The sequence below is a fragment of the Synechococcus sp. JA-3-3Ab genome, assembly GCF_000013205.1.
Lineage (GTDB): Bacteria > Cyanobacteriota > Cyanobacteriia > Thermostichales > Thermostichaceae > Thermostichus.
Genome location: NC_007775.1, coordinates 1,445,140 through 1,468,874 on the forward strand (window position 1 = coordinate 1,445,140; position 23,735 = coordinate 1,468,874).

Consider the following 23,735-nt stretch of genomic DNA (forward strand, 5'->3'; position numbering starts at 1 on the left):
ATCCCCCACCTTGTAGCAAGCTGATACATTTACGCTGAACACTGCTGAGCATTACTGCTCAACGGTGCAGCGATAGCATTCTGCCCATTACTGAACAGAAAGGCGGTATCCCGCAAAGCCCTGAGCATGACACCCAGGGCGCCTTGCCAGTCCCGTGGTAGCTTGCGTCCGCATCTTGGGCAGACAAACACCTTCGCGCCACCTAACTTGGTGTGGATGTGCCCGCACTTGGTACAGGTTTTGCTGGTGTACCCTTCCGATACTTCCACGACGACCACGTTTTTCTTCTTGGCTTGAAACTTCAGGAACTGCTTGAACCGATAGTGCGCCCAGGTGAGCATCGCCCTTGCTGTCTTGCTACCAAACTTCCTCCCTGCCTTGGCAACCATCTTGGCTGACTCGAAAGTGGGGAGGAATATCAATCGGTAGTTATCCGTTAGGAACGCCGCTACCTTGCGATGGCACTCGTCCACCAAGTTCCTGATTCTCTCCCGCAGACGAAACGCCGCTTGCCGCATTCGCCTACGCTTGAGTCTCGGCGCTTTACTCAGCCTAGATTGCAGATCGTCTAGGTGGTAGCACAGCCGAACGATCCTGCCAAAGTCTCCCTTGGCGATATCTACAAAGCCCGCCCCATCAAACCCTGTAAGGAAGCTTCTTACTCCAGGATCAAGTGCGATCACCCCCTTTGCTAACGAACACTGCTCGTTCACGGGCTCAGGAAAGATGGCATACCATCTGTCTTTCACCCGCATTAGCTCAGTTCCACGTGCCCATTCTCTGGGCATCTCCTCGGATGCACGGAACGCCAAACCTCGGGTGAGTTTCGGATACCACGTCCCATTGCGAAAGTTGCCGGCGTTGAATTGCAGCGTATGCGACCTGTCCCGCACACTGCGAAATCTCGCGTCTTTGCTTCGGCGGAACGCCAACCACGCCTCGACGACCGCGTTCTGCTTGATGTGGCAAGGGACGTCCTTCACCCACTCGGGTAGGTCGGAGCGCAGGATGATGTCCCGCAACTTTCTGGCCGTTTTTGGGGCACCATGCTGACGCTGATAGGCAATCGCTTGGTTGTAGCAGTACCGGCACGCCGCTTGCCACCGCTTCCAAACTTTAGCCAGCGCTGGCTCCGGATAAATCCGTATCTTTCTCGATTGCAGCCCGGTATTTTCTGAGTCCGTAGAGCCGACTGCTGAAGCAGTGCAGGATGGTGAGGATATCCTCAACCAGTTCCTGCTGGGGAGAGAGGTGATCGTCATCGAGAACCAAGATTTCGCACCCGTATTGACGGCAGTACCACTCAACGAACTCAAATCCAAACCGGCAGAGTCGATCCCGGTGAGCGACCACAATTGTTCCGACATCTCCCGCACGGACTCGTTCCAATAAGGCAAGGAACTTTGGTCTTTTGAAGTCGAGACCGCCGCCAACCTCTCCGACCACTTCGGCTCCAGGATAGAGGTTAACCAGTCTTGCAATCTGTCTCTCCAAGTCTGACTTTTGCCCTCGACTGCTGACTCGGGCGTACAAAACGACTCGTTTGTCCTTCTTGGGCGCTCTGATGTAGCTGTCGAGGTCATACCTTCTCGCCCTACCGGATGGTGTACGTGTTGCATGGATCCAGCCCTTCTGTTCCCATCGCCTCAAGGTGTGGAGACATACCCCAAAATAATCCGCCGCTTCTCTCGGTTTTACATATCTAGCCATGCTAAGCAGCCATACTGAACATACTGTACATTATTTTCAGTATAGTCCAGCGTATCATTGACTAGAGTCATGCTCTCAACTCATACTGCTGGCCATCCCAGCCCATCTCTACCCAAACAGGTGTGTCCCAAGCCCAGTTAATCATCAGAGGCTCATTGCCTTTCCCGTTCGACAATCGCAGCTTTCCATTGACGACTTGGATGGCTGAAGACTTCCATTGAACTTTGGAATAGTACCGACGCCGTCGAGGTGGACGGGCGTTGGGGTCGGTTTGGCGGCGTTCTCGCCAGGACTTCAAAGAGGCAAAGAAGCTTTGCACTACCGCGTCTGCACTGTGAGCATGAAGTGTATTCTCAGGGTCGTTGGGAAACCACCGCATTAGCGTGGAAGGTTTCAACCACAGTCCCTTCTTGCGGACAACCCGCCAAAAGTGAACGAGCACCTTTGAGTACAGCTCGCCTGCTGCCCTGCTCAACAGCTGCAGTTGCTCTGAGACGCCTAGCTTGAGCTTGCGGACAAGGTACATGCAAAGTTGCCTTTTCTGTCGAATAGCATCTTACAAAAGCCGCCCTAGAAGGGCGGGGCTTGTAACCCAGTTTTTTTGGTCATCGTTTTTATCCCAGCCGCTGCTCGGTTTCGGGATCGAACAGGTGGAAGCGATCCATGTCGAAGATCACTTCCGCCCACTGGTTGACGCGCAGCTGGGTACGGGGATCCACGCGGGCAATAAACTCCTGCTCGGCCAGGATCCCTTCTCGGTCGGTGGTGCTGAGATGGAGGATCACTTCATGGCCGATCAGCTCGGTGACGGAGACCTTAGCCCGCACCGGGGCAGGTTGGATCCCTGGGGGTTGGTAGTGGGGATCGTGGATGTTTTCTGGGCGGATGCCGAAGATGACCGACTTGCCGACGTATTGCCAATAGGGCTCTGCCTGGTGGGGCGGGATGGCCACGCGGAAGGCGCCGGTATCCACCCAGAGAGTGCCCTCCTGCTCCCGCAGCTTGGCCTGGAAGAAATTCATGGCGGGGCTGCCGATGAACCCGGCCACAAACAGGTTGGCGGGGCGGCTGTAGAGGGCCTGGGGAGTATCCACCTGCTGCAGGCGGCCATCCTTCATGACGGCGATGCGGTTGCCCATGGTCATGGCCTCCACCTGGTCGTGGGTAACGTAGATAAAGGTGGTGCCCAGTTGCATGTGCAACTTGCTGATCTCGGCCCGCGCCTGCACCCGCAGCTTGGCGTCGAGGTTGGAGAGGGGCTCATCCATCAAAAACACCGCCGGATTGCGCACGATGGCCCGCCCGACGGCAACCCGCTGCCGTTGCCCACCCGAAAGTTCCTTGGGCTTGCGGTTGAGCAGGTGTTCGATCCCAAGGCGCTTGGCCACCCCCCTAACCCGGCTTTCGATCTCCGCCCGTGGCAGGCCGCGCAGCTTGAGGCCAAAGGCCATATTTTCGGCCACGGTCATGTGGGGGTAGAGGGCATAGGATTGGAAGACCATGGCGATATCCCGATCCTTGGGGGGGACATCGTTCACCCGTCGATTGCCAATGTAGATGGAGCCGGCGCTCACTTCTTCCAAGCCGGCCAACATGCGCAGGGAGGTGGTTTTGCCGCAGCCGGAGGGACCGACGAAGACGAGAAATTCCCCGTCTTCGATGGCGATGTTCAGGTCGTGGACGGCAGTGGTGTCGCCGTAGCGCTTGGTAACGTGTTCGTAGGTCACGCTGGCCATGCTCTCGCTCCCCAGCCACTTCGCCCTCAAACTTATCCAACCCTAGGGGCAGAGGTCAAATCGGATCCCTGGGCTGGAGTAAGCTGGGGTCGCCCTCACCCCCAGCCCCTCTCCCAGAGGGAGAGGGGAGTTGAGGATCGAAAAGCCAAAAAACCCAAAAAGGTAGGCCACGAGCCTACCTCTGGGATCTGGATCTTGTTAAGCCAAAAGTGGCGCTCGCCTCCCCCCCTTAGGAGACAACGTTCACTTTGACCACTTGGGCTTTTTCGGAGTCCGCCTTGGGCAGAGTCAGGGTGAGGATCCCATCTTTGTATTCGGCTTTCACCTGATCGTGTTTGATCCGGTTCGGCAGCGGGATCACCCGTTGGAAGCGCCCGTAACGGAATTCAGTCCGGGTTACCCCTTTGTCTTCAGAGCGCTTCTCAAATCGCCGTTCCCCAGTGATGGAGACCGCTTCGGCTGTGACTTGGATATCCAAGTCGTTGGGGTTCAAGCCGGGCAGCTCCAGCTTCAGGGTAATGGTTTCGGGATCATCGTGCATCTCCACTGCCGGCATGAAGGCAAAGCCGTCGGCCTCGGTGGTGCGAGGGATCAGCCGGTCGAACATCCGGTTCATTTCCCGTTGAATTTCGTCAATTTCACGAAATGGATCCCAGCGGACAAGAGCCATAGAGCATCCTCCTCCTCTATTACTTTGCTTTTTTGACTTCCAGTTCGAGTTTTTAGCTTAGCTTTCGGGGCTCAACTTTAGAGGTATAAGCAAAACCTCTATGCTTCTAGTGTATTCAAATCCGTTCCGGGAAATGTAGGGTTTTCTGGAATGTTTCTTAGGTGTTTACCCTACAGGTTTATCCATCCAAAACCCTCTGGGACTCCGTATGTTTGGGGCGGCGATGGAGTTTTGTGGGTAACCACATACTGAGACCGGTGGCCACCATCACCAGCAGCCCCAGTCCGTTTAAGAACGGGTAAACCGCTTGCAGATCGAGGGGGCCCCACTGCCCTTTGTGGATTTGGATCAGCCAGTAGTAGTCGAAGTTTTGGTTAAGGCGGGCAATTTGATACAGGGATCCCGTTACCACCGTTACCACCAAGGGCAGAGCCAGGATGGGGGCCAGGGCGCGGTGGATCTGGCGGGCGAGTTTTCGAGGCGGGGCCATCAGGGTTTCTCCAAGGCTAAGGCCACCACCTTGCCATGGTAGCAGGGCAGCCCAAGCTGCCAAGCCCCCCTGGGTCTAGGGACGGATCCCGAGGGCTTCCTCCAGCTTGGGCATTTGCTCGCGGGGGATAACCCGCCCTTCGTCCTCAAAGCCGGGGATCTCGTGGAAGTTGAGGTAGCGGTACAGCTCGCCGGCAAAGGGCTGGATCTTGGTGGCGACGATCTCCCGGTATTCCTCAGGGGTAGGGATCCGGCCCAAGAGGGCGCAGGCGGCAGCCAGCTCGGCGGATCCCAGATAGACCCGCGCGTCTTTGCCCATGCGGTTGTTGAAGTTGCGGGTGGAGGTGGACATAACCGTGGCCCCGTCTGCCACCCGCGCCTGGTTGCCCATGCACAGGCTGCAGCCGGGCATCTCCGTCCTCGCCCCGGCAGCGGCAAAGGTGCCGTACACCCCTTCGGCGCGCAGTTGCGCCTCGTCCATGCGGGTGGGAGGACAGATCCAAAATTGGCGCACCTTGGCCCGCCCCTGGCCTTCCAAAATCTTGGCGGCGGCGCGGTAGTGGCCAATGTTGGTCATGCAGGAGCCAATGAACACCTCGTCAATGTGGATGGGTGTGTCGGGGTTGCCGGCCGCGTGCTGGGCGTGGACTTCGCTCAGGGTCATCACCTTGTCGGGATCGTTGGGGGCACAGACAATTGGCTCGGTGATGGTGCTGAGATCAATCTCGATGACGGCGGCGTATTCGGCGTCGGGATCCGCCTCCATCAGGGTGGGGTTGGCCAGCCAGGCCTCCATCTTGGCGATGCGCCGCAGCAGGGTTCTCGCATCCTGATAGCCGCGGGCGATCAGGTTTTTCAGCAGCACCACGTTGGAGCGCAGGTACTCGGCAACCGTCTCGACGCTCAGCTGGATGGTGCAAGCGGCGCAGTTGCGTTCCGCCGAGGCGTCGGTGAACTCGAAGGCTTGCTCCACCTTCAAGTTGGGCAGGCCCTCGATCTCCATAATTCGCCCGGCAAAGACGTTTTTCTTGCCCTGTTTCTCGACGGTGAGCAGCCCCCGCTGGATGGCCACGTAGGGGATGGCGTGGACAATGTCCCGCAGGGTGATCCCGGGCTGCAGTTCCCCCTTAAAGCGCACCAGCACCGACTCCGGCATATTCAGGGGCATCACCCCCATGGCGGCGGCAAAGGCCACCAGCCCAGAGCCAGCCGGGAAGGAAATGCCCAAAGGGAAGCGGGTGTGGGAGTCGCCCCCGGTGCCAACAGTATCCGGCAGCAGCATGCGGTTGAGCCAGGAGTGGATGATGCCGTCGCCTGGCCGCAGGACGACACCTCCCCGCGAGGCAAAAAAGTCGGGCAGCTCTTTGTGAACCTGGATATCCACCGGCTTGGGATAGGCGGCGGTGTGGCAGAAGCTCTGCAGCACCAGGTCGGCGCTGAAGCCCAGACAGGCCAATTCCTTGAGCTCGTCGCGGGTCATGGGGCCGGTGGTGTCCTGGGATCCCACCGTGGTGATCAGCGGCTCGCAACTGGTGCCGGGGCGCACTCCGGGCAGCCCGCAGGCTTTGCCGACGATTTTCTGGGCCAGGGTATAGCCCTTGCCCGTGTCGGCGGGCGGGGTGGGGCGAATGAACAGGGGGGAGGGATCCAGCCCCAGGGCCTGGCGGGTTTTGTCGGTAAGGGCCCGGCCAATCAAGAGAGGGATGCGGCCCCCGGCCCGCACCTCGTCGGGCAGCGTCACAGGCTGCAGGGAAAAGGTGGTGAGGACTTGGCCATCCTCAGAGCGGATAACGCCCTCGTAGGGGTAGATCGTCACTACCATGCCCGTCTCCAGGCAGGAGACATCGCACTGGATGGGCAGGGCGCCGGCATCTTCGGCGGTGGTGAAGAAAATGGGCGCGATCGTGCCCCCCAGAATCACCCCGCCGGCCCGCTTGTTGGGCACATAGGGAATGTCGTGGCCGATGTGCCAGAGCAGGGAATTAAGGGCGGACTTGCGGGAAGATCCCGTGCCCACCACATCCCCCACAAAGGCCACCGGATGGCCGCGGCGCTTCAGCTCGGCAATGGCTGCTATCGCTCCCGGCGCCCGCGATTCCAGCATGCTCTGGGCATGAAGGGGAATATCGGGGCGGGTGGTGGCGTGGGCGGCCGGGGAGAGGTCGTCGGTGTTGATCTCGCCGGCAATTTTGAACACCGTCGCCGTGATCGCCTCGGCCAGGGGCGGCCTGGCGGTGAACCACTCCCCTTCCGCCCAAGAGTGGAGCACCTGTCGGGCATAGGCGTTGCCCGCTTGGCTCAGCTCCAGCACGTCGTGGAAGGCGTCGAAAACCAGCAGCGTGTGGCTGAGGGCGCGGGCCGCTGCGGCGGCAATTTCCGGTCGCTCATCCTGCAGCAGCTCCAGCAACACCTGGACGTTGTAGCCCCCCAGCATCGTGCCCAAGAGCTCTACCGCCCGCAGGGGGGTAATGAGGGGCGAGTGCACTTCTTCCTTAGCCACAGCGGCCAAAAAGCCCGCCTTCACATAGGCCGCTTCGTCCACCCCCGGCGGGACGCGCTCTGTAAGCAGATGCAACAAAAAGGCCTCTTCGCCGGCGGGGGGATCCTTGAGCAGCTCGCACACCTGGCTGGTCTGGGCGGCGTTCAAGGGCAGCGGCGGGATCCCTTGGGCCGCGCGGGCAGCAGCATGTTGGCGGTACTCGGCCAGCATGGGGAGGATTCCTTAGGTCACTCGATGTGGGTATTCATTCTACCGCCAGCTCGGCAGCAACCAGCTCTGCCGCCTCAGGATAGCTCCGCCAACAGCTCTTTTTGGTATAGGCCAATACAAGCCTGGATCAACTCGTCCAGCTCCCCTTCCAAAATTGGCTCGAGCAGGAAGTTCTGGTTGAGGCGGTGATCGGTAACCCGGTTGTCTTTGTAGTTGTAGGTGCGAATTTTTTCCGAGCGCGATCCCGTTCCCACCTGCATGCGACGGGCGGAGCTGATGGAGGCCTGTTGCTCCTGCAGCTTCATCTCGTAGAGCTTGGCCCGCAAAATCTGCATCGCCCGCTGCCGGTTCTGCAGCTGGGAGCGCTCCTCGGTACAAAACACGCGGATGCCGGTGGGCTTGTGGAGGAGGTCCACCGCCGTTTCCACCTTGTTCACGTTTTGGCCGCCCGCCCCGCCGGAGCGCGCCGTCTTGATCTCGATGTCCTTCGGGTCGATCACCACCTCCACCTCGTCCACTTCCGGCATCACCGCCACCGTGGCCGTCGAGGTGTGGACGCGCCCCTGGGCCTCTGTCACGGGCACCCGCTGCACCCGATGCACGCCGGCCTCGAACTTCAGCTTGCTGTAGACCTGATCCCCGCGAATTTCCAGGATGGCCTCTTTGTAGCCTCCCATCTCTCCTTCCGAGAGGCTGGCCAGGCGCACCGACCAGCCCATCTTCTCGGCGTAGCGGGTGTACATGCGGGCCAAATCCGCCGCCCACAGGGCCGCCTCCTCGCCGCCGGTGCCGGCGCGGATTTCCAACATAATGTTTTTCTCGTCGTTGGGATCCCGGGGCAGCAGCAGCAGGGTCAGCTTTTCCTCCAGTTGTTCTTGGCGGACGCGCAGTTGCTCCAGTTCTGCCCTGGCCATCGCCTCCAGCTCTGGGTCGTCGGAAGCCACCTCCCGCAGCAGCTCTTCCGTCTGCTTCAGCTCGCGAGTGAGCTTTTGCCACTCGTGAAAGGTCTGGACGGTGGCTTCTAGGGAGGAGCGGGCCTTGGCAATCCGCTGCAGCTCAGCCGGATCGGTCGCCACATCGGGATCGGCCAGACGTACCGTCAGCTCCTGAAAGGTGGCTTCAACGTTTTTAAGCTGCTCGATGAGTTGAGCAGAGGCCATAGATCCAGTGTCAGCGAAGACTCACAGCAATGCCCAGCAAGGCAGAAAAGAAACTCAGATTGAAGCTCGGCTACCTAGCTTTCTTGCCGCCCATGCCGTACTTGCGCATGAACTTGTCCACGCGGCCTTCGCTGTCAATGATCTTCTGGCTGCCGGTGAAAAAGGGATGGTTGCCCGACCAAACATCGACCTTCAGCTCCGGCTTGGTGGATCCCACTGTCATCACCACTTCGCCGTTGCAGATGACTTTGGCTTCGGGATACCACTGGGGGTGTATTCCTTTTTTGGGCATGGCAATCTCCTCCTCTGGGCCTGTTCCTATACCCTTGTCTATCAACATCTAACTTGAAAAAGCAATGGCAGGGATCCCTAGCGCTTCGAGTACTGGGGAGCCTTGCGGGCCTTGCGTAGGCCATATTTCTTCCGTTCCACGGCGCGCGGATCCCGTTTTAGGTAGCCCTCTGTCTTGAGGGGGCCGCGGTTAGCCGGATCCACCTCGCAGAGGGCGCGCGCCACGCCCAACTTGATGGCATCGGCCTGACCGTGGACGCCGCCGCCATGAGCCCGCACCAAGATGTCGTAGGAGTTCTCTAGGCCGAGGAGCTCCAACGGCGCTTTCACACTGGCCAGTAGCGCCTCCTGGTATTGCAGGTATTGGTCGCCGGGCCTGTCGTTGATGATCAGCTTGCCGGTGCCGGGCACCAGGCGCACGCGGGCGACAGCCGTTTTGCGGCGTCCGGTTCCCCAGTAGACGGCTCGTTGGCTGCTGGCTGCTTGGGTCATACTTTGGCTCCTGGGATCGTGTGGATGGGGTAAACCTGAGGTTGCTGGGCCTCGTGGGGGTGGTGGGGCCCGGCGTACACTTTTAGCTTGGTGAATTGCCGCCGGCCCAGGCGGGTGTGGGGCAACATCCCCTTCACTGCTTTCTCAATCACCCGCTCCGGCAGGCGAGCTTGCAGTTGGGCAAAAGTCTCGACTTTCATGCCGCCGGGACGGCCAGAGTGGCGGCGGTAGAGCTTTTGGGTGCGCTTTTTGCCGGTGACCACCACTTTCTCGGCGTTGATCACGATCACGTAGTCCCCCGTATCCAGGTGAGGGGTGAAGTTGGGTTTGTGCTTGCCCCGCAGGAGCTTGGCCACAACCACGGCCAAGCGGCCGAGGCGCTGGTTGGCAGCGTCCACCAGATACCAGCGAGGGGTTAGAGTTTCGGGGGGAGGAACGGGAGTTGTGTTCATGGCAGCCAAGGATGACATCAACCGCAGAATGGAATGGACAAGAAAACGCCTAGGCCAGGGAAGAAACACACAAAGCCGCCGACCAATCGGGGGTTTTGGGCAACCCCTGCAGGGGCAAGGCCCAAAAGGGCGGCGAGTGAGCGAAGCGGCGGCCAAAGGGATCCCCAGCATAGCCCACATCCACCAGGCACAGCCCTTGCGGAGGGGCGCTGTAGCGGGTGCGCATCCGGCTCCAGTCGTTGTGTTGCCAGAGGTGGACAAATTGTTGTGGGCTGATCTCGCCACGGCCCACCACCTCCAGGGATCCCACCAGCAGCCGCATCATGCGGTAGAGAAAGCCGCTGGCCTGCACCTCGATGCTGATGAGATCCCCCAGCCGCTGGCAGAGCACCTCCTGCACCTGCACCCGCGAGTGGGGCCGGTCGGATCCCCGGCGGCGAAAGGCTTCTAGGCTGTGCTCGCCCAGAAGAGAGTTGAGGGCCTCCGCCATCGGCTCCACCTGCAAAGGCCAGCGCACCTGCCAGCTAAAGAGGCGCCAGAACACATCCGGCAGCTCCCGGTTCAGGATCAAGTAGCGATAGCGGCGCCAGCGAGCCGAAAAGCGGGCATGCCAGAAATCGGGCACCTGAGCGGAAGCCAATACCACCACATCTTCCGGCAGACAGTCGTTGAGCACCCGCGCCCACTCCGTCGGCGGGATGCCAGAGGTGGTGTCGAAGTGGGCCACCTGGCCCGAGGCATGAACCCCCGTATCGGTGCGACCTGCCCCGTAGAGGGCCACCGGGTGCCCGGCCCGCAACGCAATCGCCTCCTCCAGTACCCCTTGCACGGTGCGGTGGCCCGCTTGCCGCTGCCAGCCGCGAAAGCCGCTGCCGAGGTACTGAATTTTCAGGGCAATGCGACGGCTCTGCATGGGGCCTACACCAACTCGATGACCGCCATTTCTGCCCCGTCGCCCCGTCGACGCACCGTGCGCAGGATGCGGGTGTAGCCCCCAGGCCGATCGCGGTAGCGCTCCGGCGCTTGCTCAAACAGGGAGCGCACCAGCTCCTTGTCATAGATGTAGGCCAGGGCCTGCCGCCGCGCTGCCAGAGAGCCGTCCTTGGCCAGGGTGATCATTTTCTCAGTGGTGGCGCGAATGGCTTTGGCGCGGGCTTTGGTGGTCGTGATCCGCCCTTCCCGCAGCAGGGCCGTGGTCAGCGCCCGCATCAGGGCCTTGCGCTGGTCGGCGGGCTTGTTGAGGTGAGGGGTACGACGGCGGTGACGCATAGTAGCCTCTGCCTTTTATCTTGTGTCCTGTGGAGATGTTGACCGGTTTTGCCGCAGCGAGCCGGCAAGGCTCTACGTCTTGCTCCTTTCGCGGGGCAAGGTTAGGCCTAGGCGGTTCTTCAAAGCTTGCACCACCTCTTCCGCGGATTTTTGGCCGAAGTTTTTGATCTCCAGCAAATCCTCTTCGGTATAAACCAATAGATCCGCCACCGTATTGATTTGAGCGCGCTTCAGGCAGTTGTAAGCCCGTACCGAGAGCTGCAGCTCTTCGATGGGGATCTGGTTCTTCTGGTTATCCTCAGCTTGCCGGGGCTCTGGCGGGGTGTCGAAGCTGACCTCCTGCAGCGGCGAGAACAGGCCCACCAAAATGCGAGCCGCCTGGCTGAGGGCCTCCTGGGGGGTGAGGCTGCCGTTGGTCCAAATCTCCAAAATTAGGCGATCTTTTTCCAGAGATTGTCCCACCCGCGCCGCCTCAACGGTGTAGTTGACTTTGCGCACCGGCATGAAGACGGAGTCGATCTGGAGAAAGTCGATGGCCATCGATTTGCTGTCGGAGTAATCGACGGCACGGTAGCCACGTCCGCGGCCAATCATGAACTCCATTTCCAGGATCGCCCCTTCCGCCAAGGTGGCAATGTGATGGCGGGGGTTGATCACTTCCACCTCGCTGGGCAATTGCAGCTTCTCGGCGGTCACCTCTCCCGGCCCTTGTGCCACCAAACGGCCCACCTGCGTGTCGGGAGCGTTGGAGCGCAGCACCAGCTCCTTCATGTTGAGTAGGATCTCCATCACGTCTTCCCGCACCCCCGGCACCGTGGAAAACTCGTGGGTCACCCCGGCAATGCGTACAGCGGTTACTGCCGTCCCTTCTAGGTTGGAGAGCAACACCCGCCGCAGGGCGTTGCCCACCGTGATCCCTTGACCCCGCTCCAGTGGCCCCAGGGCAAATTTGCCGTAGTGAACGCCATTGGCTTCCTGATGGGATTCGACGCACTCGGTCTGGTAGGGAGCAGCACTAGAAGCGGCTTTGCTGCCCAGATTGTGGAGGGTTCGGCTGGTCTGCATCATAGAGTAGCCCCGTCCGTCTGGCTCAACATCTGTTTGGAGAACTTAGAAGACTGGAGGCCATGCCTCACATCCTGCAGGAGGGCAAGCCTGTCGCCAGCGCTTGGCCCGCCCTGGGGATCCCTTTAGACGCGCCGCCGCTTGGGGGGACGGCAGCCGTTGTGGGGAATGGGAGTGATATCTCGAATCAGGGTGATTTCTAGACCAGTGGCCTGCAGAGCGCGAATGGCGGTTTCCCGACCGGCGCCAGGGCCACTCACCATTACCTCAATCTGGCGCATGCCGTTCTCCATGGCCTGACGCGCTGCGCTCTCTGCCGCCATTTGGGCTGCAAAGGGGGTGCCTTTCTTGGCGCCCTTGAACCCCGTAGAACCTGCGGAGGCCCAAGACACCACGTCGCCATTGGGATCCGTGATGGTGACGATGGTGTTGTTGAAGGTGGACTGAATGTAGGCCACACCGTTGGGGACATTCTTCTTGACCTTGCGTCCGCGCCGTTGCTGCCGAGCCATGACCTGTGCGTCCTTTGAACAACTGTTTACATCCCGTTTTGCAGTTTGGAGAGGGTGGGAAACTCTGCCCGCCGCCCCAGCCGCGCCACTACTTCTTGGCGGGAGCTTTCTTCTTGCCGGCCACCGTCTTCCTGACCCCCTTGCGGGTGCGGGCGTTGGTGCGGGTGCGCTGGCCACGCACAGGCAGGTTCAGACGATGGCGGCGGCCCCGATAGGTGCCGATGTCGATCAGCCGCTTAATGTTCATCGCCTCCTGCCGGCGCAGATCTCCCTCCACCTGGTACTCGCCTTCTACCACTGCCCTCAAGGCGGCCACCTCGGCGTCGGTAAGGTCGCGGGTGCGGGTATCGGGGTTGATGCCGGTCTTCGCCAAAATTTGGCGGGAGCGGGTCAGCCCAATGCCGTAGATGTAGGTGAGGGCGATCTCGACTCGCTTGTCGCGTGGGATGTCAACTCCCGCAATCCGTGCCATGGTCGGTGGTACCTTTCAAACAAACTTAGATAAACTTGCTCCATAGGCCAGGCCGAGGTTGGCGGCGTGGAGCTTTGGCCGGAAGACGTCGCTGTTGAGGTGAAGAACCCAGAGTCTCCTCTCGCAAGAGAGGGGTTGCTTGATCTTCCGCGGCGGCAGCAGGGCCGTTTGGATCTGTTCCCCCCCGTCGGGCGCACTCCTCCATCCGCCCCTCTACCCCTGCCGCTGCTTGTGCTTGGGGTTGGCAGGGCAAATCACCATCACCCGGCCATGGCGGCGGATGACTCGGCACTTTTCGCAGATTCGACGGACGGAGGGCCGCACCTTCATGGTTTATCCTGACGAAACCAGCGAATATCCATTTTAAGGTCGCCGCGGCAGACTGTCAAAAATTGTTTGGGTTTTCTGACGTGAATCCAATAGGGAAGGGCGAGCAGGTTGGCTATGCTGGTTGGGCGCAGAAGCAGAGCAGGCGCGGTTGAGGAGCGAAGAAGGCGATGCGCTGGCAATGGCTGGTTGTGCTGATGAGCGGCGTGCTGGGCTTGGGATCCCCCGTGTTGGGGCAAGGGATCCCTTCGCCGGAAACAGGCTCTCCCGCTTCTGGGGGGAACCTCTCGGCGGACGGGAATGAACTGAGGACAGAGGGGGATTGGCTGTTGCCCTTGCCCAGCTCTGCCGATTGCCTCGATGCGGTGCCGGAGCGGGGCTGGCTGGCGGTGGGACTGTTGGAAGCGCAGGCAGTGGCGCTGCTGGATGGGGCGAGCGGGGATCCCTTGTGGCAGGTGGCGGTGGGGTTTGCCCCCGGCGTGGTGCGGGTGGATGCGGCACGGCAGGTGGTCTATGCCGCCGGCCCCCATGCTCCTGGGGTGGTGGGCCTCGATCTGCTCACCGGAGAGCTGCTGCAGGCCTACGGGCTGCCGGCGGGGGTTCTGGACATGGCTGTGGATGCGGCCAGGGGGCGGGTTTTCGCCTCCCTGCCCGCCGCCCAAAGCTTGGCGGTGATTCCCGCTCCGAACCGCCAACGGCATGGATCGGAGCCGCCGCAGGCCCGCAACTTGCCGCTGCCGGGGCCACCTTTGGCTTTGGCCTATGCCCCAGAGCGGGGATCCCTGTTTGTCGGCCTGGCTGGGGAGGATCCCCTCAGCCTGCTGGTGGTCAACCCCGACAATGGAGAGCTGCTGGCCCGCTGGCGCGGCGGCAACACGCCGGAAGCCATGGTCCTAGATGCGCAACAGCAGCGCCTGGTGGTGCTCAACTCGGGCAGCCAAGATCTGACGGTGCTGGATCTGGATCGCAGCGGCGAGGCTCTGCAGCGGATTGGCTTGGATTGGCGACCGACGCGGCTGGCCCTTTCTCCCGATGGCCGCTGGGCCTACGTGACCTCCCGCAACAGCGACCGCCTGCAAATCGTGGATCTGGAGGCGGGGCGATTGGCCGCCTCGCTGCGGCTGGAGGGGCAGCCAACGGGTCTGGTGAGGCTGGGCGATCGGGATCTGTGGGTGGTGGCGGCAGGGATCCCGGCTTTGCGGCGTCTGGTGGATATTGAGGCTCAAGTTGGCGAGCGCGAGACCGAGGCCCAGATCCCCTCTTCAGGCAACCGCGGGGTGGTGACGGGGCGGGTGCTGGACATTGCCGGCCAACCCGTCCAGACGGGGGTTTTGCGCCTGGCCGCCACCTCTACCCAACCCCAGCAGACGGTTCGCATCGCCGCCGACGGCACCTATGTCCTGCCGGAACTGCCGGCGGGGCTGTACCTGGTGGATGTGGAGGTGCCGGGGTTTCCGCCCACCAGCACCCAGGTGGAGGTGCGGGCCGGTTTTGTATCCAGCCAAGATATTCGCCTGCCGCCGGGGCAGCCGGCCCGCCAGCCGGAGGGCATTGGCCTGTTGCCGGATGAGCCGGTTTACTCGGATGAGCTGGCCCGCCACCTCAGCCTGGCCCTGAAGGAGTTACAGCCGCAGCGACCCGTGATCCTCCTCAAGGGGCCACTGGGGCCGGATCCCCGCTTTGAGCCGCTTTTGCCCCTCGTCCAGGATCTGACACTCTTGGATCGGGATGAGCGCTACACCGCCGACTTGGCCAAGCTGAAGGCCGTTGGCGATGCCCTGGGCTTGCGCTACATCCTCTTGACTCACCTGCAGATCTCGCGGGATTACAACCGCCAGGGCAGCCCGCTGCTGAATACGGCCTTGCGCTTTCTGGCGCCGACGGTGCCGGTGGAAATTCCCAATTTCACCCCCAACCAGTTGCGCAGCCGCGGGGTGGTGGTGGTGGTGGACTTGCAGCGGGATCGACCGGGGGATCGGGCTCGCTACTACGAGGCCTATGGCCGGGACGACGTGGGCGGGGATCCGCTGTTTGAAGATGCGGCGGCGGGCCTGTTTCGGCTGCAGGTGCGCAACATGGTGCCCGTCTTTATCCAACAATGGCAGGCCAACAATCCCTTTGCGGGGTGAGGATCCCTGCAGCAGGATTTTGTCTCTCCAGAACCCACTGCGATTAGGGGATGTCGCCATGCCTTTCTTCTTCCTCACTTCGCTGCGGCGCAGGGTCCGCTTGGGCAGTCTGGCTCTCTGGTGCTGGCTGGCACTGACTCCAGGAGCGCTGGCCCAGGCGCCGGCCACCCCCCTTCCCCGTTTCACGCCGCTGTTTCCTTCTCATAACAGAGATCAAGCGGGATCCCAGGCGCGGCTGGTGGGCCAGGTGAGCAACAGCCTGGGTCAGCCGGTGGCCGGGGCGCAGGTGCAGTTGGAGGGCTTGGAGAACCTCGATCAGCCGATCCAAACGGACGAGCAGGGGGCGTTTGAGCTCAACCAGGCTCCTGCCGGACGTTGGATGTTGACCGTATGGCACCCCGACTACGAAATAGTGCAACAGGAGATCCTGCTGCAGGCGGGCCTGACCACCCCTGTAGATGTGGTTTTGCAGGTGCCCATCCGGCCCCAACCCCGGCGTCGCCTCGGCGTTTTGGGAGTGGGAGGACTGGAGCACACCCAGCTTTTAGGCCAGCGCCTGGCCATGGAGGCAGTGCGCCTGGGCCTGATCCCCAATAGCGAGAAGGTGGTGCCCCTGGACAACCGCCGCCTGCAGCCGATTCTGCGCCAGGTGGGCTGGCCGATCTACGAGCTGTTTGAGTGGGATCGCCGCAAGCCGGAAGCGGTAGGCCAGTTTTTCGATTACCTAGGCCTGGAGGCCATCGTCATCGCCCGCGTCGATGTCCTCACCCGCCCGGCCTCGCCCACGGAGGTGAGCCTGCGCTCCCGCAGCCGCCTAGAGCTGTGGCGGTTTGACGAGCAGGGCAACCTCGTGGCGGAGGTATTGGCGGAGGCCAGCCGCGACCAGGTGGAGCGGGGCAACCTCAACGCCGCTGAGCTGGCGCAGCTCTACCAAATCCAGGTCACCCAAATCGCCGCCGAAATCGGATCCCGCTGGCAAGCCAATCACCCCCTGGCCTCCTACCTAGAACTGGCCCCAGGCGAGGCCCCACCCCCGCCCTCGCGCCTGGATACAGCGGTGGAGCTGGTCATCCCCACCCCTACACCCACTCCCTAGAGCTCGCCCCCTCCCGTAGCCCCAGAAGTGGGGGTTCCAAGCAGCCGCTGTCAGCCCTATGCCCCGCAAAGTCGGAGCAAATGGCTGTTCTCGAGATCCTCCAGCTCTTCTAGGGAAGTCCAAAGAAGGGGAGCAGGGGCTAAAGTAACACTGGGGATCCTCGCCGTTTGTTGTTGGCTGCTGCCCATGAGTTCCGAACCCAACCCTCTTGCCGAAGATCGAGATCTAGGCCCGGAAGGAGATGAGCTGTCGCCAGCGTCTTCCGAGGGCGTTGGTGGAGTGGGATCCGGCGATCCTCCCGCTGCAGCAGAGCTCGCCACTTCCTCGTCCGCTTCTGCCTTGGTCGGGATTTGGCCGGAGGGATCCCGCCGCTGGCTGCTGGGGGGAGCGCTCGCCATCTTTCTGGTGGGCCTGGGGCTGCGCCTGTGGCGACTGGCCGAGTTGCCGGCGCCGGTGTTCGACGAGGTGTACTTTCCCAAGTTCGCCCAGAACTATCTCGACGGCGAGCCCCTCTACGACGTGCATCCGCCGCTGGGGAAGTACTTCATCGCCCTCAGTATCCAGCTTTTTGGCCGCAACGAGTGGGGCTTTCGCCTGGCCACCGCCTTGTGCGGATCCCTGATCCCGCTCTTGCTGACCGGCTTGGCCTACCGCCTCACCTATCACGTGGGCTTTGCCCTGTTGAGTGGGGCCCTGCTGCTCACGGACGGGGTGTTTCTGGTGGAGTCCCGCTTTGGCCTGATTAACGTGTACCTGGTGGCTTTTGGCCTGGCGGCCACCATTCTGCTGCTAAGCGGGCTGGAACGCCGCGGTTGGCAACGGGCCGTTCACCTGACCGGCTCGGGGATCCTCCTGGGGGCGGCGGCTTCCGTGAAGTGGAACGGCCTCTGGTTTGCCTTCATGTTTGCCCTGTTGGGGATCCTTGTTTGGGCGGTGGTCTGGCTGCGCCCGCAGTGGATCCCGCGTCTGGGCATTTTGATCCAAATCCGCCACCTGCGCTGGTGGCACTATGCCTTTTGCTTTGTCCTTGCGCCGCTGGCTTTCTACGCCATCCAGTGGATCCCCCACCTGCAGCTCAACCCGCAGCAGGGGCTAGCCCTGGGTTGGAGCTGGACTGGGATCCAGAATTACTTTCGCTCTCTAGTGCTCATCAATCAGGCGGTTTACAGCGGGCACCTGCATGCCGATCTCGTGGTGGACGAAAACACCCCCGTTCACCCCTACTGCTCCACCAGTTTGCGATCCCTGGTGGCCTGGTTCCCGGCGCTGCGCCCTTGGCTGACCACCCCCTTGGCCTCGGCAGGAGCCTGGTCTTGGCCGATTATGGGCCGCCCGGTGGGCTACTACTTCGCCGCGCAGGGCGACCTGTGGCGAGTGGTCCACGGCCTGGGCAATCCCTGGCTGTGGTGGCTGGGGACGGGATCCATCCTGGTGCTGGTCTGGCGGGGGATCCGCCGCTTCCATGGCGTGGAAGCCTTTATCTTAATTGGCTATGCGGCCAACTACCTGCCCTGGTTTATCGTCAGCCGCTGCGTTTTCATCTACCACTACATGAGCGCTCTGGCATTTAGCACCCTGGCCCTGGCCTGGCTGGTGCTGCTGGGCTGGCAGAGCTATCGCCGCTTCTGGCGCGGGGCGAGCATCACGGCAGTAGCCTTGGTTTTGGCGTCTTTTCTCTTCTTTTTCCCTGTTTGGTTTGGCCTTCCCCTCAGCCCCGGCGGATTTTATGCCCGCATGTGGTTCCGACCCACCCCTGTGCCCCTATTCTGCTTCAGTCCCCAAGCCTGCGAGCGGGCCCCCCTGCGCCTGCCGCCCATTCCCGGCTTGAACTGGATTTGAGGAGGGCATGGTAAGCTTTGTGCAGTTTGTTTCAGGAGTAGCTGCGCTTCGTTGCCCAAAGGCGGGGTGCGGTTTGTCAAGCGCTTGTGGTGGAGGTAGTGGAAACCTATGGCTCGATCCTGCCCGCGTCCTGCCAACTCTCCCCGCCGTTACCCCGGGCAGCCGGTGCCTGTGGGCGTCATTGGAGTCGGCAACATGGGCCAGCACCACGCCCGCGTCTTCAGCTTGATGAAGGATGTGCAGGTCGTAGGGGTAGCCGATATCAATGTGGAGCGGGGTTTGGATGTGGCCAGCCGCCACCGCGTTCACTTCTACGAGGATTACCGCGACCTGCTGCCCCACGTAGCGGCAGTAGCCATCGCCGTGCCGACGGTTTTGCACCACGAGGTGGGCATCGCCTGCCTGGAGGCGGGGGTCCATGTGCTGATCGAAAAGCCCATTGCCGCCAGCATCGCTGAGGCAGAATCCCTGGTGAACCGCGCTGCCGATTGCAATTGCATTTTGCAGGTGGGGCACATCGAGCGTTTCAGCCCCGTTTTTCAAAAGCTGGGCCAAGTTTTGCAAAGCGAAGAGCCGCTGGCCTTCGAGGCCCACCGCCTCAGCCCTTACTCTGACCGGGCCAGCGACGTGTCGGTGGTGTTCGACCTGATGATCCACGACATCGACCTGTTGCTGGAGCTGATCCCCTCCCCAGTAACCCAAATTACCGCCAGCGGCAACCGCGCCTCCAAGCTGGGCTACCTGGACTACGTCACTGCCACCCTCACCTTTGCCAACGGTGCCATCGCCACCCTCACGGCCAGCAAGGTTACCCATCGCAAGGTGCGCAAAATTGCCGTCCACTGCAAAAATGCCCTGGTGGAAGCCGATTTTTTGCACAACGAGATCTCCATCTATCGCCAGGGATCCAGCAGCAGCGACTACGGCCAGGTGTCCTACCAGCGGGACTGCCTCATCGAGAAGGTTCACATCGAACCCATTGACAAGCTCCACGCCGAGCTGGAGCACTTTATCAACTGTGTGCGGGGGGGCAGCCAGCCGTCGGTGGGCGGGGAGCAGGCCCTGAAGGCCTTGAAGTTGGCTTCCGAGGTGGAGCGGATCGCCTTAGATGGATGCGCCTGGAGGGAGGCCAAACCCTGCCGCAGCTTTTTGTCTTAGCTTTGCCGCCGGCCTCCAGGCGGGGGCAGGTGGTATCTTCTGCCAGCCGGTCATGGGTGGGGAGGGCGAGGAGGGCAGAGGCTTTGTGGAGAGGCAAGGTCGGGCAATCGTGGTAGAAGAGGGGTTGGCCTTAGCAATCGGCGGCCTAGCGGCAGGGATCCTGGCCGGTTTTTTGGGCATTGGCGGCGGGACGATCTTGGTGCCCTTGCAGGTGAGCTTGGGGATCCCGCCGCTGCAGGCGGTGGCCACCAGCAACTTTTCCATTCTCCTCACCTCCTTGGCCGGCAGCATCCAAAACTGGCGCATGGGGATGCTGGATCCCAAACGGGTAATTTTGCTGGGGATCCCGGCTCTGTTTACGGCGCAGGTTGGGGCGATCCTCGCCAGTCGCCTGCCCGGCTATCTGCTACTAGCGGCCTTTGGGGTGCTGTTGCTGGCGAACATTTACCTGGTGGAGCTGCGCAAAACCGTGGTCGCCCACGCCCAAGCGTTGGAGAGGCCAGGGGTTGCTGCCGGGGGGACGGACGACGCTGGAGAACTCCGCGACCGCCCTGCTGCCGAGGGGCAGATGCCGCGGTGGCTGGCCCGCACCCTCACCGGTGGCGCTGCCGGCTTGTTGGCGGGGCTTTTCGGCATCGGCGGTGGCGTCATCCTGGTGCCCCTGCAGATCCTGCTGTTGCGAGAAACCCTCAAGGTGGCCATCCAAACCAGCTTGGGGGCAATTGTTCTCACGGCAACTGCTGCTACCCTCAGCCATGCGGGCCTGGGCAACTGGATGGCGAACGCGCTCGGCTTTGGAGATGGCACCATCCGCCAGAATGTGCTCTGGATCCCGGGCCTGATCCTGGGTGCAGGTGGGTTGGTCGGCGTCCAGATCAGCACCCGCACCCTGCCCAAGCTGCCGGATGAGATCGTCGGCCTGCTTTTTCGAACCTTTCTCGCCGGGCTTTCCCTCTACGTTTTTTGGCAAGCCTGGCAGGACTACCAAGCCCTGGACAACCAGTAGCAATTCCCAACTTCGACGCCTCACCCTCCCCTATTCTTTTAGCGTATCTGGGTCTAGGAGGGGAGGGAAAGGCTTCGGGATCCCCGCAGATAGCAAGTCGGGCCTGGCCGGCCTGTCCTATTCTGAGTTGCAAGGACGACGCTCGCTCGGCTTGCTGAGGTCGTGGACGGGGTAGCTGCCGAAAAGCTTCAGGGTTTCTGCGATCGCTTCCAGGGCAGCGATTACCTCTGCATCCAGATAGGGTTGGCCGACCGGATTCTCCAGATCGACAAAAAAGACATAGGTCCCCGCCGATTTCTTGGTGGGGCGCGACTCAATGCGCGACATATTGAGGCCCCGCTCTGCAAAGACTTGCAGCGGCTTTAGCAGCGCCCCTGGCACATTGTGGGGCAGGCTGAAGGCCAAGGAAGTATGGGATCCCCCTGGCGAGGAACGGCGACGGCCCACCACCCAAAAGCGGGTGCAGTTATCCGGGTGGTCGTTGATGGGACAGGCCAAAACCGGCAGTTGGTAGAGCTCAGCGGCCCGCTCTGAAGCAATGACGGCAGCGTTGGGCTGTGCTCGCAGCCGCTCCAATTCTTCGGTGGTGGAGCGGGTTGGAATCAAGGTCGCCCGGGGCAGATGGGATCCCAGCCAAGCCTGACATTGGGCCAAGGCTTGCGGATGGGAATAGACCTGCTCGATCTGCTCCAGCCGGGAGGCGCAGCCGATGAGGGCATGGCGGATGGGCAGGATCAGCGCCTGGCGAATGCTCAGCCCCTCCAGTTGCCAGAGGGCATCCAAGGTCATCGAGACCCCGCCCTCAACGGAGTTCTCCACCGGCACCACCGCCCATTCTTGCTCGCCCGCAGCCACGGCTGCCAAGCAGGCGCTAATGGTGGGGTAGGGCACCAGAGGATGGGACCCCTGGCTATGGAGATGGGGCTGCTCGGGACAGGCGAGCAGAGCGGCCAACTCCGTGTAGGTTCCAACAGGGCCGAGGAAGGCTACCGGCGCAGAGGAGACGATTAAAGCCATTCTTTAGTTTTGTTTGCGAGTGTCGCTAGGAGCCAGCTCTAACTCTACTGCCTCGACGTTGCGCTGCAGCGGGCAATCAGGCTCTGGGCAACGGGGATTTGCCGCCACTATCTCCATAGCCTTCCCCACCTCCCGCCGAATCAGGCTCTGCAACTCTTGATCTGCTTGGATGGCTTCCAGGGTGTATATGGAGCCTTCAAAACTGGTGGTGTAGCGGGGCTGGAGGTTGTTGAGGGCCAAGGCGGCGGCATCGTGACAGAATCTCTCACAGGAGCAGTAGCGCTGCTGGCTTTCCAGGAGCAGCAGCTCGTTCACCATCTCCAGAACAGCCCGCTCCATCTGATTTTCCAACCTCTTCAGAGGTTTGCGTGCCTCCATGGCTGCCTCCCGATGTCACTGATCCCGCCGCCAGTCCTCATTTTCCCAAAAACAGGACGGTTCTCGGCTTACTTCTGAGGCTGCTATATCCTTCACTACTTGACAAGTCAGGAAAAGCTACCCTACGTAAACTACCCGACTCCGACCGCCCCCCAACCCCCTGTATACGGGGGGCAGGGGGGCGGGGGGATATAGGGGGCTCCTGCGGTTTCTAGCTCAACAGGAAGAGAAGTGACCGCAAACCCCCAGGCGCCGACGCGGCCAGCTACAATTTCACCCCAACTCCTCTGCTGGCGGGAGTCAGTTCTCACTTGCTAGCCCCTCTACCAGAATTGAGGGGGGAGGTAGGGATCCGAACCCACGCTTAAAACCTCGCCTGCATTTGCTGCTACCATAAACCGCCCAACAAAAACGTGCCATAGCGTCAACGTCAGCTAGCTTCCCCGAGCACGTTGACCAGCACTCTCGGCAGGCGGGCAGAAAGTCCGCACAGCAGTTCATAGGAAATGGTGCCCAACTGATCCGCCCAATCCTGGATTGAGAAACCCGCACTCGCCAGATGGGGGCCCAGCAGCTCCACCACATCACCCACCTGAATATCCGGCCTCTCGGTGACATCCCACATGCACTGATCCATCGTGATCGTGCCCACCTGCTGGATCAGGCTGCCGCGCACCCACCCCCGCAGCCAGCCGGAAAGCCGCCGTGGGATCCCGTCGGCATAGCCGATGGCCAGTGTGGCAATGCGACTGGGGCGAGAAGTGACGTAGCGATGGCCATAGCTGACGCCGGTGTGGGCGGGTACGGTTTGGATGTGGGTCAACCGCGCTTTGAGGCGCAGGATCGGCCGCAACCCCGGCACCTGCAGGTGCGGGGCAGGAGACAAGCCGTAGAGGGCCAGCCCCAACCGCACGCGGGGATAGTGGAGATGGATTAGGGCGCCGGCGGAGTTATCCAGATGCAGGGGGGGCAGGGGATCCCCGGCCTGGCGGATCTGCTCCACCACCTGGGCGAAGCGGGCCTCTTGCTGGGCCATCACCGGAGAATCGGGCTCATCTGCCGTTGCGAAGTGGGAAAACAGGCTACAGCCTTCCAGCTCGGGGATCCGGCAGATCTGCCCCCACACGGCGGCGGCCTCTTGCCAGGGAATCCCCAGGCGGGTCATGCCCGTATCGACGTTGACGTGGACAGGAACAGGCCGCCCGGCCCAACGGGCCACCTGGCGCATCACGGGGATCTGCTCGGCCCGGGTGAGGCTGACCTCCAGCCGCGCAGCCATGGCCTGCTGCAGCTCGGCCCAGGTATTCAAAGCCCCCAACACCAAAATCGGGGCCTGGAGGCCGGCCTGCCGCAGCTCGATCCCTTCTGCCAGGGTGGCCACACACAACCCCTTGGCACCGGCAGCGAGGGCTATGGGAGCCACCAAGCGAGCTCCATGGCCGTAGGCATTGGCCTTGACCACTGCCCAGATCTCAGTGTCTGGCGACAGGCGCGCCTGCAACAGACGCAGATTTTCTCGCAATTGGGCTGCGTCAATTTCCACCCATGCCCGGCTGGTCAGCAGCTCCAGCTCTGGGTTGAAATCCGGCCAGAACCCCGTCTCGCCGACGGGATCCGCTCCCTGGGATCCCTGGCTCTGGGTCCACGAGGCGGACGCCGTGGCCAGGGGGCTATGCCCTGCCGTCGCCAGCGCAGAAGCGTCGTCCGGCGTGTGATCCACAGCTTCACCCCTCACACCAAGCCTATGATCACTGTCA

The 23,735-nt window shown here is 61.8% G+C and carries 24 protein-coding genes; 5 read left to right on the top strand and 19 right to left on the bottom strand.

What is annotated here, in order from left to right:
* Window positions 1–29: 29 nt before the first annotated feature.
* The 16 genes from CYA_RS06785 to rpmJ all read right to left on the bottom strand — a co-directional run bounded on the left by CYA_RS06785 (window position 30) and on the right by rpmJ (window position 13,358).
* On the bottom strand, window positions 30–1,229 hold the full coding sequence (locus tag CYA_RS06785) for an RNA-guided endonuclease InsQ/TnpB family protein (protein WP_148203188.1): 1,200 nt from the start codon (window positions 1,227–1,229) through the stop codon (window positions 30–32).
* The gene (locus CYA_RS14100; RefSeq protein WP_011430285.1) at window positions 1,117–1,710 is read right to left on the bottom strand and encodes an IS607 family transposase; all 594 of its coding nucleotides are present in this window, start codon (window positions 1,708–1,710) and stop codon (window positions 1,117–1,119) included. The genes CYA_RS06785 and CYA_RS14100 overlap by 113 nt, the downstream gene beginning before the upstream one ends.
* Before the next feature lie 614 nt (window positions 1,711–2,324).
* On the bottom strand, window positions 2,325–3,446 hold the full coding sequence (locus CYA_RS06795; RefSeq protein WP_011430287.1) for an ABC transporter ATP-binding protein: 1,122 nt from the start codon (window positions 3,444–3,446) through the stop codon (window positions 2,325–2,327).
* A 229-nt stretch (window positions 3,447–3,675) separates the two neighbouring features.
* Window positions 3,676–4,116, bottom strand: a complete 441-nt coding sequence (locus CYA_RS06800; RefSeq protein ID WP_011430288.1) for an Hsp20/alpha crystallin family protein — start codon at window positions 4,114–4,116, stop codon at window positions 3,676–3,678.
* 178 nt (window positions 4,117–4,294) lie between these two features.
* Window positions 4,295–4,606, bottom strand: coding sequence for a PepSY domain-containing protein (locus CYA_RS06805; RefSeq protein WP_011430289.1), 312 nt, complete (start codon window positions 4,604–4,606; stop codon window positions 4,295–4,297).
* A 75-nt stretch (window positions 4,607–4,681) separates the two neighbouring features.
* Window positions 4,682–7,315: a bifunctional aconitate hydratase 2/2-methylisocitrate dehydratase gene (gene acnB / locus CYA_RS06810; RefSeq protein WP_011430290.1), complete on the bottom strand. Its 2,634-nt coding sequence runs from the start codon at window positions 7,313–7,315 to the stop codon at window positions 4,682–4,684.
* 74 nt (window positions 7,316–7,389) lie between these two features.
* The gene (gene prfA, locus CYA_RS06815) at window positions 7,390–8,475 is read right to left on the bottom strand and encodes a peptide chain release factor 1 (RefSeq protein ID WP_011430291.1); all 1,086 of its coding nucleotides are present in this window, start codon (window positions 8,473–8,475) and stop codon (window positions 7,390–7,392) included.
* A 70-nt stretch (window positions 8,476–8,545) separates the two neighbouring features.
* Entirely contained in the window at window positions 8,546–8,767 is a 222-nt protein-coding gene (gene rpmE, locus CYA_RS06820) for a 50S ribosomal protein L31 (protein WP_011430292.1), read from the bottom strand.
* 77 nt (window positions 8,768–8,844) lie between these two features.
* On the bottom strand, window positions 8,845–9,258 hold the full coding sequence (rpsI, locus tag CYA_RS06825) for a 30S ribosomal protein S9 (protein ID WP_011430293.1): 414 nt from the start codon (window positions 9,256–9,258) through the stop codon (window positions 8,845–8,847).
* A complete protein-coding gene (gene rplM / locus CYA_RS06830; protein WP_011430294.1) occupies window positions 9,255–9,710 on the bottom strand; it encodes a 50S ribosomal protein L13 in 456 nt (151 codons plus the stop codon). Before rplM ends, rpsI begins: the two co-directional genes overlap by 4 nt.
* A gap of 49 nt (window positions 9,711–9,759) precedes the next feature.
* Window positions 9,760–10,623, bottom strand: coding sequence for a tRNA pseudouridine(38-40) synthase TruA (gene truA / locus CYA_RS06835; protein WP_011430295.1), 864 nt, complete (start codon window positions 10,621–10,623; stop codon window positions 9,760–9,762).
* A 5-nt stretch (window positions 10,624–10,628) separates the two neighbouring features.
* Window positions 10,629–10,979 (bottom strand): 50S ribosomal protein L17, encoded by a 351-nt coding sequence (rplQ, locus tag CYA_RS06840; RefSeq protein ID WP_011430296.1) that lies wholly within the window; start codon window positions 10,977–10,979, stop codon window positions 10,629–10,631.
* Window positions 10,980–11,051: 72 nt separating this feature from the next.
* Window positions 11,052–12,047, bottom strand: coding sequence for a DNA-directed RNA polymerase subunit alpha (locus CYA_RS06845; protein ID WP_011430297.1), 996 nt, complete (start codon window positions 12,045–12,047; stop codon window positions 11,052–11,054).
* Window positions 12,048–12,169: 122 nt separating this feature from the next.
* A complete protein-coding gene (gene rpsK / locus CYA_RS06850; protein ID WP_011430298.1) occupies window positions 12,170–12,556 on the bottom strand; it encodes a 30S ribosomal protein S11 in 387 nt (128 codons plus the stop codon).
* An 88-nt stretch (window positions 12,557–12,644) separates the two neighbouring features.
* On the bottom strand, window positions 12,645–13,028 hold the full coding sequence (rpsM, locus tag CYA_RS06855) for a 30S ribosomal protein S13 (RefSeq protein ID WP_011430299.1): 384 nt from the start codon (window positions 13,026–13,028) through the stop codon (window positions 12,645–12,647).
* Window positions 13,029–13,241: 213 nt separating this feature from the next.
* Window positions 13,242–13,358 (bottom strand): 50S ribosomal protein L36, encoded by a 117-nt coding sequence (rpmJ, locus tag CYA_RS06860; RefSeq protein ID WP_011430300.1) that lies wholly within the window; start codon window positions 13,356–13,358, stop codon window positions 13,242–13,244.
* Between the two features lie 167 nt (window positions 13,359–13,525).
* Here rpmJ and CYA_RS06865 point away from each other — a divergent pair, with 167 nt between their 5' ends.
* The 5 genes from CYA_RS06865 to CYA_RS06885 all read left to right on the top strand — a co-directional run bounded on the left by CYA_RS06865 (window position 13,526) and on the right by CYA_RS06885 (window position 20,583).
* Entirely contained in the window at window positions 13,526–15,484 is a 1,959-nt protein-coding gene (locus tag CYA_RS06865) for a carboxypeptidase regulatory-like domain-containing protein (protein WP_099834889.1), read from the top strand.
* Window positions 15,485–15,542: 58 nt separating this feature from the next.
* Entirely contained in the window at window positions 15,543–16,580 is a 1,038-nt protein-coding gene (locus CYA_RS06870; RefSeq protein WP_011430302.1) for a carboxypeptidase-like regulatory domain-containing protein, read from the top strand.
* A gap of 186 nt (window positions 16,581–16,766) precedes the next feature.
* Complete coding sequence (locus CYA_RS06875; protein WP_099812116.1) at window positions 16,767–18,419, top strand: phospholipid carrier-dependent glycosyltransferase; 1,653 nt, start codon at window positions 16,767–16,769, stop codon at window positions 18,417–18,419.
* A 108-nt stretch (window positions 18,420–18,527) separates the two neighbouring features.
* The gene (locus CYA_RS06880) at window positions 18,528–19,577 is read left to right on the top strand and encodes a Gfo/Idh/MocA family protein (protein ID WP_011430304.1); all 1,050 of its coding nucleotides are present in this window, start codon (window positions 18,528–18,530) and stop codon (window positions 19,575–19,577) included.
* Between the two features lie 52 nt (window positions 19,578–19,629).
* Complete coding sequence (locus CYA_RS06885) at window positions 19,630–20,583, top strand: sulfite exporter TauE/SafE family protein (RefSeq protein ID WP_011430305.1); 954 nt, start codon at window positions 19,630–19,632, stop codon at window positions 20,581–20,583.
* A gap of 117 nt (window positions 20,584–20,700) precedes the next feature.
* On the opposite strand, the gene pheA is transcribed toward CYA_RS06885, so the two are convergent.
* From pheA to alr, 3 genes are all read right to left on the bottom strand, one after another.
* Window positions 20,701–21,600 (bottom strand): prephenate dehydratase, encoded by a 900-nt coding sequence (gene pheA / locus CYA_RS06890; RefSeq protein WP_011430306.1) that lies wholly within the window; start codon window positions 21,598–21,600, stop codon window positions 20,701–20,703.
* 3 nt (window positions 21,601–21,603) lie between these two features.
* Complete coding sequence (locus CYA_RS06895; protein WP_041438331.1) at window positions 21,604–21,978, bottom strand: late competence development ComFB family protein; 375 nt, start codon at window positions 21,976–21,978, stop codon at window positions 21,604–21,606.
* 430 nt (window positions 21,979–22,408) lie between these two features.
* Complete coding sequence (alr, locus tag CYA_RS06900) at window positions 22,409–23,713, bottom strand: alanine racemase (RefSeq protein WP_228375196.1); 1,305 nt, start codon at window positions 23,711–23,713, stop codon at window positions 22,409–22,411.
* Window positions 23,714–23,735 lie beyond the last annotated feature (22 nt).